This window comes from Streptomyces sp. NPDC051561 (assembly GCF_044454195.1).
Classification (GTDB): Bacteria; Actinomycetota; Actinomycetes; order Streptomycetales; family Streptomycetaceae; genus Streptomyces.
Window position 1 is genome coordinate 36,399 of the sequence record NZ_JBITDM010000007.1, and the last position, 18,423, is coordinate 54,821.

Annotated in this window: 15 protein-coding genes; 6 read left to right on the forward strand and 9 right to left on the reverse strand. The window is 70.9% G+C overall.

The annotated features are described in order from the left end of the window. Positions 1-142: 142 nt before the first annotated feature. The 4 genes from ACIA73_RS17840 to ACIA73_RS17855 form a co-directional block, all read right to left on the reverse strand. Positions 143-1,333, reverse strand: coding sequence for a thiolase domain-containing protein (locus ACIA73_RS17840; protein ID WP_399439474.1), 1,191 nt, complete (start codon positions 1,331-1,333; stop codon positions 143-145). Beyond that, positions 1,326-2,402, reverse strand: a complete 1,077-nt coding sequence (locus ACIA73_RS17845) for a thiolase domain-containing protein (RefSeq protein WP_399439475.1) — start codon at positions 2,400-2,402, stop codon at positions 1,326-1,328. The genes ACIA73_RS17840 and ACIA73_RS17845 overlap by 8 nt, the downstream gene beginning before the upstream one ends. A 1-nt stretch (position 2,403) precedes the next feature. Beyond that, positions 2,404-3,372 (reverse strand): Zn-ribbon domain-containing OB-fold protein, encoded by a 969-nt coding sequence (locus ACIA73_RS17850; protein WP_399439476.1) that lies wholly within the window; start codon positions 3,370-3,372, stop codon positions 2,404-2,406. Between the two features lie 164 nt (positions 3,373-3,536). Further along, complete coding sequence (locus ACIA73_RS17855; RefSeq protein ID WP_399439477.1) at positions 3,537-4,349, reverse strand: crotonase/enoyl-CoA hydratase family protein; 813 nt, start codon at positions 4,347-4,349, stop codon at positions 3,537-3,539. Between the two features lie 252 nt (positions 4,350-4,601). Between ACIA73_RS17855 and ACIA73_RS17860 the strand changes: the two genes are divergently transcribed. Further along, positions 4,602-6,218 (forward strand): acyl-CoA synthetase, encoded by a 1,617-nt coding sequence (locus ACIA73_RS17860; protein ID WP_399439478.1) that lies wholly within the window; start codon positions 4,602-4,604, stop codon positions 6,216-6,218. 64 nt (positions 6,219-6,282) lie between these two features. On the opposite strand, the gene ACIA73_RS17865 is transcribed toward ACIA73_RS17860, so the two are convergent. Beyond that, positions 6,283-6,723 (reverse strand): SRPBCC family protein, encoded by a 441-nt coding sequence (locus ACIA73_RS17865; RefSeq protein ID WP_399439479.1) that lies wholly within the window; start codon positions 6,721-6,723, stop codon positions 6,283-6,285. A gap of 356 nt (positions 6,724-7,079) precedes the next feature. On the opposite strand from ACIA73_RS17865, the gene ACIA73_RS17870 reads away from it, so the two are divergent. After that, positions 7,080-7,286 (forward strand): DUF4236 domain-containing protein, encoded by a 207-nt coding sequence (locus ACIA73_RS17870; protein WP_399439788.1) that lies wholly within the window; start codon positions 7,080-7,082, stop codon positions 7,284-7,286. A 55-nt stretch (positions 7,287-7,341) separates the two neighbouring features. Here the strand turns inward: ACIA73_RS17870 and ACIA73_RS17875 are convergent, their stop codons facing one another. The 3 genes from ACIA73_RS17875 to ACIA73_RS17885 all read right to left on the reverse strand — a co-directional run bounded on the left by ACIA73_RS17875 (position 7,342) and on the right by ACIA73_RS17885 (position 9,844). Next, positions 7,342-7,716 (reverse strand): hypothetical protein, encoded by a 375-nt coding sequence (locus ACIA73_RS17875; protein ID WP_399439480.1) that lies wholly within the window; start codon positions 7,714-7,716, stop codon positions 7,342-7,344. A gap of 83 nt (positions 7,717-7,799) precedes the next feature. Next, entirely contained in the window at positions 7,800-9,329 is a 1,530-nt protein-coding gene (locus ACIA73_RS17880; RefSeq protein ID WP_399439481.1) for an alpha/beta fold hydrolase, read from the reverse strand. Between the two features lie 59 nt (positions 9,330-9,388). Next, complete coding sequence (locus ACIA73_RS17885) at positions 9,389-9,844, reverse strand: hypothetical protein (RefSeq protein ID WP_399439483.1); 456 nt, start codon at positions 9,842-9,844, stop codon at positions 9,389-9,391. A gap of 246 nt (positions 9,845-10,090) precedes the next feature. Here ACIA73_RS17885 and paaK point away from each other — a divergent pair, with 246 nt between their 5' ends. Further along, complete coding sequence (gene paaK, locus ACIA73_RS17890; RefSeq protein WP_399439484.1) at positions 10,091-11,377, forward strand: phenylacetate--CoA ligase PaaK; 1,287 nt, start codon at positions 10,091-10,093, stop codon at positions 11,375-11,377. Positions 11,378-11,389: 12 nt separating this feature from the next. On the opposite strand, the gene ACIA73_RS17895 is transcribed toward paaK, so the two are convergent. Next, complete coding sequence (locus ACIA73_RS17895; protein ID WP_399439485.1) at positions 11,390-12,919, reverse strand: fatty acyl-CoA synthetase; 1,530 nt, start codon at positions 12,917-12,919, stop codon at positions 11,390-11,392. A 162-nt stretch (positions 12,920-13,081) separates the two neighbouring features. Here ACIA73_RS17895 and ACIA73_RS17900 point away from each other — a divergent pair, with 162 nt between their 5' ends. The 3 genes from ACIA73_RS17900 to ACIA73_RS17910 all read left to right on the forward strand — a co-directional run bounded on the left by ACIA73_RS17900 (position 13,082) and on the right by ACIA73_RS17910 (position 18,233). After that, positions 13,082-15,460: a penicillin acylase family protein gene (locus ACIA73_RS17900; RefSeq protein WP_399439486.1), complete on the forward strand. Its 2,379-nt coding sequence runs from the start codon at positions 13,082-13,084 to the stop codon at positions 15,458-15,460. A gap of 206 nt (positions 15,461-15,666) precedes the next feature. Next, the gene (locus tag ACIA73_RS17905; protein ID WP_399439487.1) at positions 15,667-17,946 is read left to right on the forward strand and encodes a germacradienol/geosmin synthase; all 2,280 of its coding nucleotides are present in this window, start codon (positions 15,667-15,669) and stop codon (positions 17,944-17,946) included. Between the two features lie 113 nt (positions 17,947-18,059). Beyond that, the gene (locus tag ACIA73_RS17910) at positions 18,060-18,233 is read left to right on the forward strand and encodes a CsbD family protein (RefSeq protein WP_399439488.1); all 174 of its coding nucleotides are present in this window, start codon (positions 18,060-18,062) and stop codon (positions 18,231-18,233) included. Positions 18,234-18,423: the final 190 nt, after the last annotated feature.

The following is an 18,423-nucleotide window of genomic DNA, read 5'->3' on the forward strand; positions in this document are numbered from 1 at the left end:
TCCTCCCGTTACGTCGTCGTCCCCGAGCCACAGTAGCGAGCACCGGGGAGCTCCGACAGGCCGCGGCGAGGGGCATCGAGTGGGGCGGCTGCGCGCGGCGGGGCGCGGGTGCGGGCCCCGCCGCGCAGCGGATGTCCGGCCGTCACCGGGACGGCGGCTCCGCCCCCACGATCCACATCGCGAAGAACTGGGAGCCGCCCCCGTAGGCGTGGCCCATCGCCCTGCGCGCCCCGTCGATCTGGTGCTCGCCCGCCTGGCCGCGCACCTGGAGGGCCGCCTCCGCGAAGCGGATCATGCCGGAGGCGCCGATGGGGTTGGTGGAGAGGACGCCGCCGGACGGGTTGACCGGGAGGTCGCCGTCGAGTTCGGTGACACCGGATTCGGTGAGTTTCCAGCCCTCGCCCTCTCCGGCGAAGCCGAGGTTCTCCAGCCACATGGGTTCGTACCAGGAGAAGGGGACGTACATCTCCACGGCGTCGATCTGGCTGCGGGGGTCGGTGATGCCGGCCTGACGGTAGACGTCGGCGGCGCAGTCCTTGCCGGCCTGGGGGGAGACGGAGTCCTTGCCGGCGAAGAGGGTGGGTTCACTGCGCATGGCGCCGCCGTGCACCCAGGCGGGCGGGTGGGGGGAGCGGGCGGCGCCGGTGCGGTCGGTGAGGATCATGGCGCAGGCGCCGTCGGAGGAGGGGCAGGTCTCGGAGTAGCGGACCGGGTCCCAGAGCATCGGGGACGACTGGACCTTTTCGAGGGTGAGGGTGGGGTCCTGGAGGTGGGCGTACGGGTTTTTCAGGGCGTTGCGGCGGTCCTTGTAGGCGACCAGGGAGCCGATGGTGTCGGGGGCGCCGGTGCGGCGCATGTAGGCGCGGATGTGGGGGGCGAAGAAGCCGCCCGCTCCGGCGAGGAGGGGTTGCTGGAAGGGGACGGGGAGGGAGAGGCCCCACATGGCGTTGGACTCGGACTGCTTCTCGAAGGCGAGGGTGAGCACGGTGCCGTGGACGCGGGCGGCGATCAGGTTGGCGGCGACCAGGGCGGTGGATCCGCCGACGGAGCCCGCGGTGTGGACGCGGAGCATGGGTTTGCCGACGGCACCCAGTGCGTCGGCGAGGTAGAGCTCCGGCATCATGACGCCCTCGAAGAAGTCGGGGGCCTTGCCGATGACCACGGCGTCGATGTCGGACCAGCTCAACTGGGCGTCGGCGAGCGCCCGTTGGGCAGCCTCGCGGACGAGTCCGGCGATGGATACGTCGTGCCGGGCGGAGACGTGTTTGGTCTGGCCGATGCCGACGATCGCTACGGGTTCCTTGCCGGTGGCGGCGTTCGGGGACTTACTCATCGCGGTCTCCCTCCAGGACGGCTACCAGGTTCTGTTGCAGGCAGGGGCCCGAGGTGGCGTGGGCAAGGGCCCGGTCGGACTCGCCCCGGTGGATGCGGGCGGCGGCCTCGCCGAGGCGGATCAGTCCGGCGGCCATCATGGGGTTGGCGGCCAGAGCGCCGCCGGAGGGGTTGACGGTGACGTCGTCGGCGAGGCGCAGGGCCTTGCGCAGGACGACCTCCTGAGAGGTGAAGGGGGCGTGCAGCTCGGCGGTGTCGACGGGGTGCTCGAAGACTCCGGCACGTTCCGCGGCCCGGCGGGTGGAGGGTGAGTCGGTGAGGTCGCGGACGCCCAGGCTGTGGGCTTCGATGCGGTGGTCCATGCCGCGTATCCAGGCGGGTCGGGCGCACAGCTCGCGGGCCCGGTCGCCGGCGGCGAGGATCACGGCGGCGGCGCCGTCGCCGATGGGCGGGCAGTCGCCGGTGCGCAGCGGTTGCACGAGGTAGTCGCCGGGGGGGACGTCTCCGGTGAGCTGGGCGTGCGGGTTCGCGGTGGCGGAGGTACGGCTGCGGGCCGCGATACCGGCGAGGGCGGGTTCGTCGGTGTCACCCGCGTCGATCAGGGCCTGGGCCTGGAGTGCGGCCAGCGAGACGGAGTCCGGCCAGAGCGGGGCGACGTAGTACGGGTCGAGCTGGCGGGTGAGCACATCGCGGACCTCGCCGGGCGAGGACTTGCCGTAGGAGTAGACGAGGGCGGTGTCCGCCTCGCCGGTGAGGATCTTCACCCAGGCCTCGTAGAGCGCCCAGGCCCCGTCCATTTCGACGTGCGACTCGGAGATGGGCGGCCAGGCGCCGACGCCGTCGAGGGCCATGGTGAAGGAGAAGGCACGTCCGGCGAGGTAGTCGCTGGAGCCCGAGCAGGTGAAGCCGATGTCGCTGGTGCGCAGGCCGGTTTCGGCGAGCACCTTGTGCAGGACCGGCATCAGCATCTCGACCTCGGAGAGGTCGTCGGTGCGGCGGCGGTGGTCGGTCTGGGCGAAGGCGACGATGGCGACGTCGCGCACCGGGGGCCCGGGGCGTTGCTGTCCCATGTCAGATCAGCTCCTTGTACGCGTCGTAGTCGGCGTCCGGTTCGCCGGTCGGCCGGTAGTGGTCGGGGTAGCGGCCTTCGCCGACCCACACGGGTTCGACGCGCAGGCCCATCCGGACCTGGTCGTACGGGATGCCGGCGATCCGTCCGTGCAGGGCGAGGCCCGCGCCGTCGAGCGCGATGTGCCCGTAGACGTACGGCACTTCGATGTCGAGGTTGCGGGCCTTGATGTTGACGATGCAGAAGGTGGTGACGGTGCCGTGCGGACCGACCTCGACCTGTTCGTCGGTGGCGATTCCGCAGGTGGGGCAGGCACCTCGGGGCGGGACGTAGACCTTGCGGCAGGAGGGGCAGCGTTCGCCGACGGTGCGGTGGTCGGCGAGGGCGGTGAGGTAGTCGGTGGGGGCGCGGCCGGGACTGTAGGTGTAGTCGAGGCGGGCGGGGGCGGTGAGGAGGGTGATCATGTCGTCGAACCGGCCGTCGTGGGAGGCGGGTCGGCCCTCCGGGCGGGTGTCCGGTTCGGCGTCGTACGGCTCGAAGCAGGCGATGTCGGTGATGGCGCCGGTGCGTTCCTCGGCCCAGCGGATGCGGACCCGCATGCCGGTCCGTACGTGGTCGGGGCCCGGGGCATCGAGTGCGTGCAGCATCGCGGTGCCGGCACCGTCGAGTGTGACGAGCACCCAGGCGAAGGGGGTGTCCAGGGGCTGGAAGCGCCGGGGGGAGGGGTTCCAGGCCCAGGTGGTGACCGTGCCGGTGGGGGCGACTTCGACGAGGTCGCGGATCTCTTCGGCGGTACGGGGGTCGTATTCGGTGGGGGGCACCAGTATCCGGTCGTCGGACGTCCGGACGCCGAGGACGGTGCGGTGGCTCAGGCCGGTGAGGAAGGCGGACTGGACGGGGCCGAGGGAGCGGGTGAAGGGGAATTCGACGGTGAGGGGGGCGCGGAGGGGGGTGGGGTTGGTGGTGGCCATGTGTGGAACTCCGTTCCTGGGTGGAACCGGGTGGAAGGGGCGGGATGAGGGGCGGGCCGGTGACAAGGGCTCGCACCCGCGCGGCGGAACCGTGGCACGACACGGCATCGCGGCCCTGAAGGGGCGTTGTCCGGCGGTACGGTCGCGCCCGCTCGGCGGTGCGGCTACGCCCGCCGGTACTCCGGGTCCCGTTTCTCCGCGAAGGCCCGCGCGCCCTCCTTGGCATCGGCCGTGTCGAAGACCGGCCACCCCCTCTTCAGCTCCGCGGCCAGCCCCTCCTCCTCGGTCAGCTCGGCGGCCTCGTACACGGACGCCTTGACCGCTTCCACCGCCAACGGCCCGCACGCGTTGACCCGTTCGGCGATCTCCAGGGCCTTGTCGAGCGCGGTGCCGTCCGGCACCACATGGCCGATCAGGCCGATCCGGGCCGCCTCCCGGGCGTCGTACGGGCGGCCGGTCAGCAGCATTTCCAGGGCGTGGGTACGGGCGATCTGCCGGGGCAGCCGGACCGTGGAGCCGCCGATGGGGAAGAGTCCGCGGCGTACCTCGAAGAGACCGAAGGTGGCCGACTCCCCCGCGACGCGGATGTCGGTGCCCTGGAGGATCTCGGTGCCGCCGGCCACGCAGTAGCCCTCCACGGCCGCGATCACCGGCTTGCGGGGGCGGTGGTGGCGGAGCATGGCCTTCCAGTGCAGATCGGGGTCGGCCTTCATCCGGGCGCGGTACGCGTCGTCGTCGCCCCCCATGCCGCGGGTGCCGGCCAGCGCCTTGAGGTCCATGCCCGCGCAGAAGCTGCCGCCCGCGCCGGTCAGCACGATCGAGCGGACCGATTCGTCCGCGTCGGCCTCCAGCCAGCCGTCGTAGAGGCCTACCAGCATGGGAAGCGAGAGCGCGTTCTTCGCCTCCGGCCTGTTCAGGGTGAGCACCAGCGTGGCGCCCTCGCGCCGTACGCCCAGGTGTTCCGTGCCAGCCGCCATGACCGTCCTCCCGTTGTGGGACCTGCCGCCCGCAGTGGGACTGCCGCCCCGTTGTCGGACCTGCCGTCGGACCTGCCGTCGGATCTGGAACAGGTTGCAGCAGAGCACTTCGCACTTCAAGAGTTTTCTGACAGTCAGTCAGATTTCTTCGGTGCGCACCCTTCCCACTTGAAGCGGCCTTTGCTGTGATGGCCGACACATCACACACGGCGCATCAACTGGGGTGCGGTCACCCGGGGTTCAGGAGGAGCGGTGGAGTACAACCTTGCCGACCTGTTCGAGTCGGTTGTCGACGTGGTCGCCGACCGCGAGGCACTCGTGTACATCGACCACCCCGGCACGGGCGCGGAGCGGCGCCTCACCTATGCCGAGCTCGACGCCGCCGCCAATCGGGTCGCCCACCATCTGATCGACGCGGGGCTGAAGCCCGGCGAGCACCTGGGACTGCACCTCTACAACGGCATCGAGTACCTCCAGACGGTGCTCGGCTGCCTGAAGGCCCGCATCGTGCCGGTGAACGTCAACTACCGTTACGTCGAAGAGGAGTTGGTCTACCTCTACCGGGACGCCGACCTGGCCGCGCTGGTCTTCGACGCCGAGTTCACCGAGCGGGTGGCGGCCGCGCTGCCGCAGACGGAGAAGCTGCGGCACCTGGTCCGGGTCGGGAATCCGCCCGCGGACGCACCGCCGCTGGACTGTGTCGGTTTCAACGAGGCGCAGGAGGGGGCGTCTTCGGTGCGGGGCTTCGGGCCGCGCTCCCCCGACGACCTGTTCATCATCTACACCGGTGGCACGACGGGCATGCCCAAGGGGGTGATGTGGCGTCAGGAGGACTTGTTCTTCGCGGGGTTGTTCGGCGGTGAGCCGACCGGCGAGCCGGTGAAGCGGCCCGAGGAGCTGGCCGAGCGGGTGGCGGCGGGCGGCGCCGGGCTGACCTTCTTCCCCACTCCCCCACTGATGCACGGCACCTCCACGCTGACCTCGTTCATCGCCTTCAACTACGGGCAGCGCGTGGTGATTCACCGCAAGTACGCGCCCGAGGAGGTGCTGCGGACGATCGAGAAGGAGAAGGTGTCCAGCGTCTCCCTGGTGGGCGACGCGATGCTTCGGCCACTGGTCGACGCGCTGCACGGGCCGCTCAGGGGCACCGATCTCTCGTCGCTGTTCAGCGTCTCCTCGTCGGGGGCGATCATGTCGGACACGGTGCGGGAGCAGTTCCAAGCGCTGGTTCCCCATGTGCTGCTGCTGAACAACTTCGGTTCCTCGGAGTCGGGTTCCAACGGCCGGGCGACGGCCGACTCGGGCCCGGAGAAGGGCTTCCGGCTGGAGGTCAACGAGCGGACGCTGGTGGTCGATCCGGCGACCTGTGCCCCGGTCCCGGTCGGCGAAGTGGGCCGGCTCGCCCAGCGCGGCCATGTACCGCTCGGCTACTACAACGACGCCAAGAAAACCGCCGAGACCTTCTTCCAGCGGGACGGCGAGCGCTGGGTACTGCTCGGCGACATGGCGACCGTGGACACCGAGGGCATCGTCACCGTCCTGGGGCGCGGCTCGCAGTGCATCAACACCGGTGGCGAGAAGGTCTATCCGGAGGAGGTGGAGCAGGCGCTGAAGTCCCATCCGGATGTGTACGACGCGCTGGTGGCCGGGGTGCCGGACGCCAAGTGGGGCAACCGGGTGGCGGCCGTGGTGCAGCTGCGCGAGGGCGCCGGCGTACCGGATCTGACAGCCATTCAGGAGCACTGCCGGACCCGGCTCGCCGGTTACAAGATCCCCCGGAAGCTGGTGATCACGGACGCGATCCGGCGTTCACCCAGCGGCAAGGCGGACTACCGGTGGGCGAAGTCCACCGCCGCGCAGGGGGACTGAGCGCGCGGGTGAGCGGTCGGCCGCGGTCCGTCCGCGGCTGCCGCACCCGCGCGTGCAAGGCCTCTCAGCGCTCTCCCGGCGACCTCAGCATCGCCCGCATCGCCCGCCCGAAAACCACCTTCCCCGCGCGGGCCAGCAGCGGATCGCACACCCGTGGCAGCCCGCGCAGACGCAGGTCCTCGGTCCACAGCACCCGGGCCCCACTGCCGCCGTCCGGCTCCTCCCGTACGTCGATCTCGGCCCACCCGGTCACCACCCGGCCGTGTTTCTCCAGCCGGCAGTGGTACGGCGGTTCCCAGACGGTCACCTCCATCGGGTCGTCGAACCCGAGGCGTCCGATCCCGGTGCGGGCCACCAGACGGGTGCCCTGCCGGGTCGGGTTCCCATGGGTGACGGTGATGCGGGTGAGGGGGATTTGGGCGGCGTGCCGTTCCCAGGCGGTAAGTCGGCGCCAGGCTTCGGCCGGGGCGAGCGGGGTGCGGTCTGCGATACGGAAGAGGGCCACGGGTCAGACGTTACGTCGGCCGGGTCGGACGTCATGACAGCCGGGCCCAAACCCGACCGGCAATGTCTCACGGGCCGGTGACAGAGCGCGCGCCGCTCCCGCCGGACCTTCGGCAACCTGGACGGCGCGGCCCGCCCGGAACCCCGGCCGACAGCGCGCCCCGCACCGTGCGCGCCGGGGCATCGGCGTACGCCACGGTCCGCACCGTGTTGGCCCCACCCACCCCCGCCGATGTGCGCGTCGTCCGGGACATCCGAGGGCGCCCGCCGCGCATTGACCCGCCGGATCCGGGCAACACGTACGGCATCGGACGCGACAGCCACGGCGACACCCACGGACACCCACGGAGGAAGACGATGCCGCTCACCTTCCGCAAGAGCTTCCGGATCCTGCCGGGCGTACGGCTGAACATCAACCGCCACTCGTGGTCGATCACCACGGGTGGCGGCAGTCACGGCCCGCGTCACACCCACAGCAGCACCGGCCGCCGCACCACCTCGATGGACCTCCCCGGCCCCTTCGGCTGGCGCAAGACGACCACCAAGCGGCGCCGTCGCCACTGAACCGCCGCTGTTTCAGAGACAGTTCAGGGCAGGGGCACCTCAGGCCGAAGGCACTTCAGCGTCCGGCATCGCGCCCCACCTTGACCGCCCAGAGCACCAGCGGGACCTGGAGCGGGATGCGGGCGTAGGCGCCGGCCTTCAGCGGTGCCGGCTTGTCGCGCCAGTCGTAGGCCATCTTGAAGTGCGCGGGGAGGATTCCCGCGAAGAATCCGGCCGCCGCCAGTGCGCCGGCCTTCCTCGTCTGCGGTACCGCGATGGCGGCGGCCAGGAGCAGTTCGGCGACACCGCTCGCGTGTGTCCAGGTGCGCTGTCGGCCGGGCAGGAACTCCGGAACCATGTCGTCGAAGAGCTTCGGCGCCACCACATGGGCGGCACCGGCACCGGCGAGCAGGCCGACAAGCAGCCGGGCGGGACGGTCGTTCGCGGTCAACGTGGGCCTCCAGGAAGAGAAGTCGGACGGGAGAGTCAGCACAGGGCCGTGCTTCTGAGCACGCCGCACTACTAGACACTGCGTCAGTAAATACCGAAGCCCTTCAGCTCCGCCAGGAATCCTTCGGGATCGTTGCGGTGGATCAGATGCCCCACGGGCATCGTCACCGTCCTCGCGCCGGGAATGAGCCCGCCGAGCCGCCGTACGTCCGCCTCGGCCAGGAAGCTCTGCGCACCGCCCGAGAACAGCAGGGCGGGCGCGGTGATCGCCGCCAGCCCCGAGAGCCACGCCGGATCGGGATGGTTGGCACCCTCGTCGGTGTCCACCAGCACCTCCCAGTCGATGCCGAGCGCACGCTCCTCCTCCGGACCCGGCCGCTCGACGGGCGGACGGGGCGGTACCACCGGGAACGGCGGCAGCGGATCCTCCAGAACCAGCTTCGCCACGCGCCCCGGCAGGGCCGACGCCACCTGGTAGGCGACGCAGCCGCCCATCGAGTGGCCGATCAGGTCGACCCGGTCGAGGCCCAGAGCGTCGAGGAGTTCCCGTGCGTCCTGGGCGAGCCTGCCGTACGTGTAGTCGCCGGGCCAGTCGCTGAGGCCGTGCCCCCGGGAGTCGGGGGCGTAGACCCGGCGGGTCGCGGCCAGTGCTTCGGCGATGGGGGTCCAGTCGGCGCCGGTGGCGCCCCGGCCGTGCAACAGGACCACGGGCGGGGCCTCGGGGTCTCCCCAGGCGCGGTACGCCACACGGTTTCCGCCGGGCAGGCGCGTGCTGTGCACCGAGGGGTCGAGGAAGGCGGCGACCGTACGGACGAAACCGCCGGGGTCGTCGAGCCAGGGGAAGTGGCCGCCGCCGGGCTGGACGGCGACCTCGCCGTGCGGGAAGAGCCCGGCGATCTCGGCGGCCTTCGAAGGGTCGGGCACCCCGTCGAGTCCACCGGCGAGGACCAGGACCGGTGCGTCGAGCGCGGCCAGCCGGGTGCGGACGGCCGTCGCGTCGATGCGCTCGGGGTCGATGTAGCGGGCGGCGGCAACCGCGTTGATCCGGCCGGGACTCGCCGCCGCGTGCGCCTGCGCCGCCTCGTCCCAGCGGCCGTAGGAGAAGGCGTCGTACGAGGCGGCGGCGGGCCGGCCGGCGAGGGCCGCCTCGTAGGCGGCGTACGCCTCTTCGAACCAGGACTCCCCGTTGCGCAGCCGGGCCGCCGCGAGCCGGTCGTCGGCCGTGACCGGCACGCCCGCCTCCCAGGCGGTCGGGGTGATCAGCGCCAGCCGGCGGACCCGTTGCGGGTGGGCGGCGGCGTACCGCAGGGCCAGGTTGCCGCCCGCCGAGTGGGCGAGCAGGTCGATCCGGTCCAGTCCGAGGTGCTCGCGCAGCGCCTCGACGTCCGCGACCTGCTGTCCGCAGTGGTACGTCGCCGGGTCGGCCGGGGTCTCGGAGTCGCCGGTGCCGCGCAGGTCCAGCAGGACGAGCTGCCGGTGGCCGTCGAGTCCGCCCAGGTCTCCGAGGTAGGCGGAGGCGCTCATCGCACCGCCGGGCAAACAGATCAGCGGCTCCCCCTCGCCCACCGAGTGGTAGGCGAGGCGGGTTCCGTCGGGGGCGCTGAAGATCGGCATGGCCTCATCCAAACAGGTGAACGCCCCGAACGCACGCCCCATTTCGGCAGCTGTGGGCGCTACATCTCCTCACCGCTCTCGTTGGCCGCCTCGACCGCCGCGACGCCCGCCGGGGTCCAGCCGCCGCCCGGTGCGATGTACCCCTTGCTCAGCCATCTGTCGAACTGCTGGAGGGTGGTCACCGCGTCGTCCGAGTACTCGATCTTGTCCGGGTTCCACCAGCCGGTCTTCTTCAGCCGGACCAGTTCCCTGGCCGCGGCGGCGTCGTCCCCGGTCAGCTCGACGGTGGGCCGGCCGGAGGCCTGCGGCCGCGCGGGCGCGGTGGGCGGGGCCGTGGTCGGTGCGGGCGCCGGAGCGGTGGGCGTCGCGGTCACCGTGACGGTCGGGGCGGGAGCGGTCACGGTGGTGGTGACGGCCGGGGCGGCCTTGTCGTCACCGGTGCATGCCGCCAGCACCACCGATCCGGTCACCGTGACCATCACGGACAGTGCGGTCCTGCGGATCCCACGCTGCATGGGGACGTCCTCGTCTTCGATCCGGTTCTTCCTTGATGAAGCGATACCCCATACTTTGCGGAAGTTCGTCCCGCGAGGTCGGGGGCACACCCGAAAGGACGCCGGCCGACCCCGTACAACCCCTTGTCAGGAACCCTCGCACCCTGAATTACTGACCCCTGGCGGAGATCGACCGAATGATCGGTAGTCCGCTTTGGGCTGCACGAGCGGTGCGGCCACAAGGGTGCGAGGAACGGGAGAGCGACCATGACGGCACTGCTCGACGCGGCGGAGCGGCTCAGCCGCGAGGAGCTCCGGGTCATGCAACTGGAGCGATTGCAGAGCAGTCTGCGTCAGGCCTACGCCCATGTGCCGCACTACCGGGCGGCCTTCGACAAGGCGGGGCTGACTCCCGAGGACTGCCGTTCGCTCGGCGATCTCGCGAAGTTCCCGTTCACCACCAAGGCCGATCTGCGGGAGAACTACCCCTTCGGGATGTTCGCCGTCCCGCAGGAGGACATCCGCCGGGTCCATGCCTCCAGCGGCACCACGGGGCGCCCGACGGTGGTCGGCTACACCGAGAACGATCTGTCGATGTGGGCCGACGTGGTGGCCCGTTCGATCCGCGCCGCGGGCGGGCGTCCCGGCCACAAGATCCATGTGGCGTACGGGTACGGCCTGTTCACCGGCGGGCTCGGCGCGCACTACGGCGCCGAGCGGCTCGGCTGCACGGTCATCCCGGCGTCCGGCGGGATGACCGTGCGCCAGGTCCAGCTGATCCGGGACTTCGAGCCCGAGATCATCATGGTGACGCCGACGTACATGCTGACCCTGCTCGACGAGTTCGAGCGGCAGGGCATCGACCCCCGGACGACCTCCCTCAAGGTCGGCATCTTCGGGGCGGAGCCGTGGACCCAGGAGATGCGGCGGGAGATCGAGGAGCGCTTCGCGATCGACGCGGTGGACATATACGGACTGTCCGAGGTGATCGGTCCCGGCGTGGCCCAGGAGTGCGTGGAGACCAAGGACGGGCTGCACATCTGGGAGGACCACTTCTATCCGGAGGTCGTCGATCCGATCACCGGCGAACTCCTGCCGGAAGGCGAGGAGGGGGAACTGGTCTTCACCTCGCTCACCAAGGAGGCGATGCCGGTGATCCGGTACCGCACCCGGGATCTGACGCGCCTGATGCCGGGCACGGCACGGAACTTCCGCCGGATGGAGCGGATCACCGGGCGCAGCGACGATCTCCTCATCGTCCGCGGGGTGAACCTCTTCCCCACCCAGGTCGAGGAGATCGTGCTGCGCACACCGGCGCTGTCGCCGCATTTCCAGCTGCTGTTGACACGTGACGGCCGACTGGACTGTCTGACCGTACGGGTCGAGGCGCGGGCCGGCACGAGTACCGGGCAGCGGGAGGCCGCCGCGTCGGCGGTCGCGGCCGGGGTCAAGGACGGCATCGGGGTCACGGTGAGCGTCGAGGTGGTGGATCCGGAGACGCTGGAGCGCTCGGTGGGCAAGTTCAAGCGGATCGTGGACCGGCGGCACGAGTGAGCGTCGCCGGGCTCACTGCGCCCTCTCCTGGAAGCGGTCCCGCAGCTCCCGCTTGAGGATCTTCCCGCTGGCGTTGCGCGGCAGCTCGTCCACGAACAGGATCCGCTTGGGTGCCTGGAAGTGGGCGAGCTTCTCGCGTGCGTACGCCATGAGTTCCGCCTCGGTGACCTGCTGTCCCGCGCGCGGCACGACGATCGCGGTGACCGCTTCGATCCAGTGCGGGTCGGGCAGTCCGACGACGGCGGCCTCGGCGACGGAGGGGTGGGTGTAGAGGGCGTCCTCGACCTTGCGGGAGGCGACCAGCACTCCCCCGGAGTTGATGACGTCCTTCACCCGGTCGACGATGGTGAAGTACCCCTCGCTGTCGCGCACCGCCATGTCGCCGGAGCGGAACCAGCCGTCCCGGAAGGCCCCTGCCTCGCCGAGACCCCAGTAGCCCTCGCACAGCTGGGGCGATCGGTAGACGATCTCACCCGAGGTGCCGTCCGGGACGTCCCGCCCGACCTCGTCGACGACCCGTGCCTCGACGTGCCGCACCGGCCTGCCGCAGGAGTCCATCCGGCCCTCGTGCTCCTCGGGGCGCAGCACGGTGGCGAGCGGTCCGATCTCGCTCTGGCCGAAGCAGTTGTAGAAGGCGAGGCCGGGCAGGTGGGCGCGGAGCCGTTCCAGCACGGGTACCGGCATGATCGAGGCGCCGTAGAACGCCTTGCGCAGTCCGCCCAGCCGGCGCTTCTCGAACTCGGGGTGGTTGGCCAGCGCGATCCACACGGTCGGCGGCGCGAAGAAGCCGTCGGCGCGGTCCGCCTCCACCAGGTCGAAGAGGGTGACGGCGTCGGGCCCGTCGAGGAGGGTGCTGGTCGCGCCGGCCGCGAGGTAGGGCAGCAGGAAGACGTGCATCTGCGCGGAGTGGTAGAGCGGCAGCGCGTGGACCGGCCGGTCGGTCTCGGCGAGGTCCAGCGCCTCGATGGCGCTGGCGTATTCGTGCACCAGGGCGCGGTGCGTCATGATCGCACCCTTGGGGTCGGCGGTGGTGCCGGAGGTGTAGAGCAGCTGGACGGGCTCGCGGGGGTCGCGGGCGTCGCGGTCGTACGCCGTCGGGGTGGCCAGTGCCTCCAGGAGTGCGCCGGGGGCGTCGCGCAGCGGGAGGGTGGCGAAGCCGTCCGGGACGCGGTCGGCGAGGTCCGGGTCGGCGAGGACCAGGGCTGCGCCGGACTGGCCCAGGATGTGGGCGAGGTCGGGGCCGGTGAGGTTCTGGTTGACCGGGACGTGGATCAGGCCGGCGCGGGCGCAGGCGAGGTAGGCGATGAGGTACGTGTCGGAGTTGTGGCCGTAGGTGGCGACCCGGTCGCCCTCGGCCAGGCCCCGGTCACCGCGCAGCAGGGCGGCCGCGGTGGAGACCGCCGCGTCGAGTTCCGCGTAGGTCCAGGTGCGGTCCCGGTAGTGGAGGGCGGTGCGGTCCGGGACGCGCCGGGCGGTGCGTCGCAGCAGGCCGTCGACAGTGCTGTCGAGGAAGTCCGAGTGCGCCGGTCCTGATGTCGTCATGGCGTGATCCTGCGGGCGGCGGTGGGCCGGGTCAAGAGTGAAGCGGCCGGATGACATACCGGCCGGGATGTTGACAGGTACCCGACGGTAATGACTGAGTGGCACGTGACATCCGGCACCCCCTCACAACTACCTTGTTGTGACGCCCTGTTGGGAGGCATTTTGTCCCTCCGTACCCGTACGAGAACCTTCGCCCTCGCCTCGTTGGCCCTGCTCACGGCGGCGAGCACGCTCGCGCCCGCGGCTTCCGCCGATCCGCGCGGGGACGAGAAACGCCCTTCGCACGGCGGTCTTTCGGCCGTGATCAGGTACACCGAGTACGGCATTCCGCACATCCTCGCCAAGGACTACGCGAACCTCGGGTTCGGCAACGGCTGGGCGCAGGCGAACGACCAGGCGTGCACCCTGGCCGAGGGCTTCGCGACCGTACGCGGGGAACGGTCGCGGTACTTCGGCGCGGAGGGCAGGCCGGACGGTTCACTGTCCTCCGCTTCCACCAACCTGGCCAGCGACCTCTACTTCCGGGGCGTGCGGGACAGCGGCACGGTCGCCAAGCTGATGGCGCGGCCCGCTCCGGTGGGCCCGACCCGGCAGGTCAGGGAATTGATGCGCGGCTTCGTGGCCGGTTACAACGCCTGGCTGAAGCAGAACCGGGTGAGCGACCCGGCGTGCAAGGGCGCGGCGTGGGTACGTCCGGCCGCCGTCGAGGACATCCACGCGCTGAGCTACGCGTTCGCGGTGCTCGGCGGGCAGGGACGCGGGGTGGACGGCATCACGGCCGCCCAGCCGCCGGGCGCGGCAGCGCCCCGCACCGCGGCACCCGCCAAGGATCCGGGCGAGGCCGCCAGGGAGCTCTTCGACACCTCGGACGCCGCGATGGGTTCCAACGCCGTCGCGTTCAGCGGGAGGGCGACGGCGAACGGGCGCGGGCTGCTGCTCGGCAATCCGCACTACCCGTGGTCCGGCGGGCGCCGCTTCTGGCAGTCGCAGCAGACCGTTCCCGGTGAACTCAATGTGATCGGCGGCTCGTTGCTGGGCGCGGCGACGGTGTCGATCGGCCACAACGCCAAGGTCGCCTGGTCCCACACGGTGGCCACCGGCGTCCCCATGAACCTCCACCAGCTGACCCTCGACCCGGCCGACCCGACGGCGTACCTGGTCGACGGCAAGCGGGAGCGGATGACCAAGCGCACGGTGACCGTCCAGGTCAAGGGCGCCGAGAACGTCACCCGTACCCAGTGGTGGACCCGGTACGGGCCGGTCGTCACCGGTCTCGGCGCCCAGCTGCCGCTGCCGTGGACCGCGACGACGGCGTACGCCCTGAACGACCCCAATGCCACCAACCTGCGCGCGGGCGACACCGCGCTCGGCTTCAGCAAGGCGGGGAGCGTCTCGGGGATCCAGGACGCACTGCGCCGCTCGCAGGGTCTGCCGTGGGTGAACACGATCGCCGCGGACTCCTCGGGCGGTTCGCTCTTCACCCAGTCGCAGGTGCTGCCGCGCCTCACCGACGAGCTGGTCCAGCGCTGCTCGACGCCGATGGGCAAGGTCACCTACCCGTCGGCGGGGATGGCGATCCTGGACGGTGCGCGCGGGGACTGCACCCTGGGCCGGGACAAGGACGCGGTGGAGCCGGGGATCTTCGGCCCGTCGAAGATGCCGACGCTGAAGAACGCCCCGTACGCCGAGAACTCCAACGACAGTGCCTGGCTGGCCAATACGGACCGGCCGGTCACCGGCTACGAGCGGGTCTTCGGCACCATCGGGACCCCGCGCTCGATGCGTACCCGTGGTGCGATCGAGGACGTGTCGGCGATGGCCGCGAAGGGGCGACTGACGGTCGGCGACCTCCAGAAGCAGCAGTTCGCGAACCGGGCCCCGGCCGCCGACCGGGTCCTGCCGGAGCTGCTGAAGTCCTGCTCCACCGGTGAACTCGCCGCCGCATGCGCCGTGTTGGCGGGGTGGGACCGCAAGATGGACACCGGCAGCCGGGGCGCGCTGCTCTTCGACCGGTTCTGGCGCAAACTGGTCGCGGCGGTTCCGGCGGACCAGTTGTGGAAGGTGCCGTTCAGCGCGGCCGATCCGGTGCGCACCCCGAACGTCCTGAACACCGCCGCGCCCGGGGTCGCCGCGTCGCTGAGTGCGGCGGTCGCCGAGTTGAAGGGGGCGGGGATCGCACTGGACGCCCCGCTGGGTGAGAACCAGTTCGTGGTACGGGGCGGCAAGCGCATCCCGATCCACGGCGGCACCGAGTCGCTGGGTGTCTGGAACAAGGTCGAGCCGGTGTGGAACGCGGCGGCCGGCGGTTACTCCGAGGTGACCACCGGGTCGAGCTACATCCAGGCGGTCGGCTGGGACGGCGGGCGCTGCCCGGTGGCGAAGACCCTGCTGACGTACAGCCAGTCGTCGAACCCCGGCTCGCCGCACTACCGCGACCAGACCGAGCTGTACTCGGGCGAGAAGTGGGTGACCTCACGTTTCTGCGAGCGGGACATCCTGACCTCGCCGAAGCTGAAGGTGGTGTGGGTGCGGGAGCGCTGAGCAACCGCCGCTCGCGTACGGGTCGCACCCTGACCCATGTACAAGATCGTTAATCGGCCCCGGGCGTGAATTCACCACTTCGGTGGTGATCGTCCGGGGCCGGGTTCGTGTCCGGGGCGCCCTGCTTAGCGTGAGGAGAAAGCATCCGTCGCACCACCCACGCCAGCGGTCCACGCTGCCGAGCAGAGAAGGCGATCCCCGGAACCATGCCCCAACCTTTCAAGCTGCCCGATTTCTACATGCCGTATCCGGCCCGGCTGAATCCGCATCTGGAGCATGCGAGGGAGCACTCCAAGGCCTGGGCGCGCGCGAGGGTGATGATCGAGGGCTCGGAGATCTGGGACGAGCACGACTTCGACAGTCATGACTACGCGCTGCTGTGCGCGTACACCCATCCCGACTGCACGGCCGAGCAGTTGGCACTGGTCACCGACTGGTATGTGTGGGTGTTCTTCTTCGACGACCACTTCGTGGAGCTCTTCAAGCGGCACCCCGACATGCAGGGCGCGAAGGCCTATCTGGACCGGCTGCCGGCGTTCATGCCGGTGGAGGCGGGCGCCGCGATGCCGGAGCCGACGAACGCGGTGGAGGCGGGGCTAGCGGACCTGTGGACGCGCACCTGCCCGTCCATGTCCGAGGACTGGCGGCGGCGGTTCGCGGTGGCCACCGAGCATCTGCTGGAAGAGTCGATGTGGGAGCTGATGAACATCAGCGAGGGGCGGGTGTCCAACCCCGTCGAGTACATCGAGATGCGCCGCAAGGTGGGTGGCGCGCCGTGGTCGGCGGGGCTGGTGGAGTACGCGGCGGGGGCCGAGGTGCCGGCCAGGATCGCCGCGTCGCGGCCGATGTGTGTGCTGCGGGACGCGTTCTCGGACGCGGTGCACCTGCGGAACGATCTGTTCAGCTATGAGCGGGAGATCCTCGACGAGGGCGAGCTGTCCAACGGCGTCCTGGTGATGGAGACCTTCCTGAAGTGCCCGACGCAGGAGGCGGCGGAGGCGGTCAACGACCTGCTGACGTCGCGGCTCCAGCAGTTCGAGACGACGTTCTTCACCGAGCTGGAGCCGCTGTTCGCCGAGTACGGGGTCGGCCCGAAGGAGCGGCTGGACGTGCTGGCGTACGTCAAGGGGCTCCAGGACTGGCAGTCCGGCGGCCACGAGTGGCATCTGCGCTCCAGCCGGTACATGAACGGGGCGGGCGAGGACGCCCACGAGGTCACGGCGTACCCGCTCGCGGGCCCGACCGGGCTGGGCACCACCGCCGCCCAGCTGTCGGCAGCCCTCTCGGTCGGCGTCCCCGCGCGACTGAGGAACGTGGCGGTGCACCGCTTCGAGAAGGTCGGTCACCTCGACGTACCCGATCTGGGCATGCCGTTCACCACCACCCTGAGCCCGCATCTGGAAGCGGCCAGAGAGAACGTCGTGGAGTGGGCGCACGGGGTCGGGATCCTGAAGGGCATTCCCGGAATTCCTCACTCCGGTGTCTGGGACGAGGTCAGGATCCGGGACTACGACCTGGCGCTGTGCGCGGCGGGCATCCATCCGGACGCCACGCTGCCGGAGCTGGACATCGGCACGGCCTGGCTGGCCTGGGGGACGTACGGCGACGATCTCTTCCCCGCGCTCTACGGGCGGACGCTGGACCTGGCCGGCGCGAAGGCGGCGAACGACCGGCTGTCCCTGTTCATGCCGGTGGACGGCGAGCCGATGCCCACCGCGGTGACTCCGCTGGAGCGCGGACTGGCCGATCTGTGGGCGCGGACGGCCGGGCCCATGGAGGTGGCGGCGCGGCGGAAGTTCCGCCGGACGGTCGAGGACATGCAGGCGAGCTGGCTGTGGGAGCTGGCGAACCAGGCGCAGGACCGGGTGCCGGATCCGATCGACTACATCGAGATGCGGAGGTTCACCTTCGGGTCGGACCTGACGATGAGCCTGTCGCGGCTGGGGCACGGGAACACGCTGCCGCAGGAGATCTACCGGTCACGGCCGTTCCTGTCGATGGAGCGGGCGGCGATGGACTACGCGGCGCTGATGAACGACGTCTTCTCGTACCAGAAGGAGATCGAGTTCGAGGGCGAGATCCACAACGGGGTGCTGGTGGTGCAGCACTTCCTCCAGTGCACGGTGGAGCAGGCTCGGGACGTGGTGGTCGATCTGATGAAGGCGCGGATGGCCGAGTTCCAGCATGTGGTGGCGAGTGAACTTCCGGGACTGGCAGCGGAGTTCGGGCTGGACGCGGAGGCCAGGGAAGTGCTGGCCGGATACACACGGGAGCTGGAGAACTGGATGGCCGGGATCCGCACCTGGCACGAGGGGTGCCTTCGGTACCGGGAGGAGGATCTGCTGCGGCACCACTCGCAAGGGGCGCCGGAGGTGGTGGCGGCCGATGCGGGCCCGCTCCACGGACCGACGGGCTTCGGTACGTCGGCTGCGCGCGTCGCGGAGCTGTGGGGGCAGCGGTCGGGGGCGGACGTGTTCACGGGGTAGCCGAAGACCGATCCGCGACGGGGGGTTTTCGCTCCGGAAGCCGGGGCACGCGATCTTCTGTCAAGGCAGCGCCTCAGAGCCTGTGTCTCAACGAATCAGGGAGTGCGACCCCCATGACCGCAGAGAAGAAGTCGAAGGCCAAGTCCGACCAGGCCGTCGGTGCCGCGAAGGAAACCGCGGGCCGTCTGGTGGGCAACGAGCGGCTGACCGCCGAGGGCCGCGCCCAGCGCGCCAAGGGCGATGGACGCCAGTCGGTGGAGAAGGCCAAGGACGCGTTCAAGCGCTGATCCGGGCCGGTCTTCACCCCCTTCAGGTGATTTCAAGTACGCCGCGTCCGGCGCAACGCGGCAGCACAGGGGCGGGGGGGGGGGGGGGGGGGGGGGGGGGGGGGGGGGGGGCGCCGCGCGCGGGGGGGGGGGGGGGCGGGGGGCCGGGGGCGGGCGGGGGGGGGGGGAGGCGGTGAGGGGAGAGAAAGAG

Coding starts and splice junctions, on each gene's coding strand:
- ACIA73_RS17840 (WP_399439474.1), bottom strand. CDS start 1,333: ATGAGTAAGTCCCCGAACGCCGCCACCGGCAAGGAACCCGTAGCGATC.
- ACIA73_RS17845 (WP_399439475.1), bottom strand. CDS start 2,402: ATGGGACAGCAACGCCCCGGGCCCCCGGTGCGCGACGTCGCCATCGTC.
- ACIA73_RS17850 (WP_399439476.1), bottom strand. CDS start 3,372: ATGGCCACCACCAACCCCACCCCCCTCCGCGCCCCCCTCACCGTCGAA.
- ACIA73_RS17855 (WP_399439477.1), bottom strand. CDS start 4,349: ATGGCGGCTGGCACGGAACACCTGGGCGTACGGCGCGAGGGCGCCACG.
- ACIA73_RS17870 (WP_399439788.1), top strand. CDS start 7,080: ATGCCGCTCACCTTCCGCAAGAGCTTCCGGATCCTGCCGGGCGTACGG.
- ACIA73_RS17880 (WP_399439481.1), bottom strand. CDS start 9,329: ATGCCGATCTTCAGCGCCCCCGACGGAACCCGCCTCGCCTACCACTCG.
- ACIA73_RS17885 (WP_399439483.1), bottom strand. CDS start 9,844: ATGCAGCGTGGGATCCGCAGGACCGCACTGTCCGTGATGGTCACGGTG.
- paaK (WP_399439484.1), top strand. CDS start 10,091: ATGACGGCACTGCTCGACGCGGCGGAGCGGCTCAGCCGCGAGGAGCTC.
- ACIA73_RS17895 (WP_399439485.1), bottom strand. CDS start 12,919: ATGACGACATCAGGACCGGCGCACTCGGACTTCCTCGACAGCACTGTC.
- ACIA73_RS17905 (WP_399439487.1), top strand. CDS start 15,667: ATGCCCCAACCTTTCAAGCTGCCCGATTTCTACATGCCGTATCCGGCC.
- ACIA73_RS17910 (WP_399439488.1), top strand. CDS start 18,060: ATGACCGCAGAGAAGAAGTCGAAGGCCAAGTCCGACCAGGCCGTCGGT.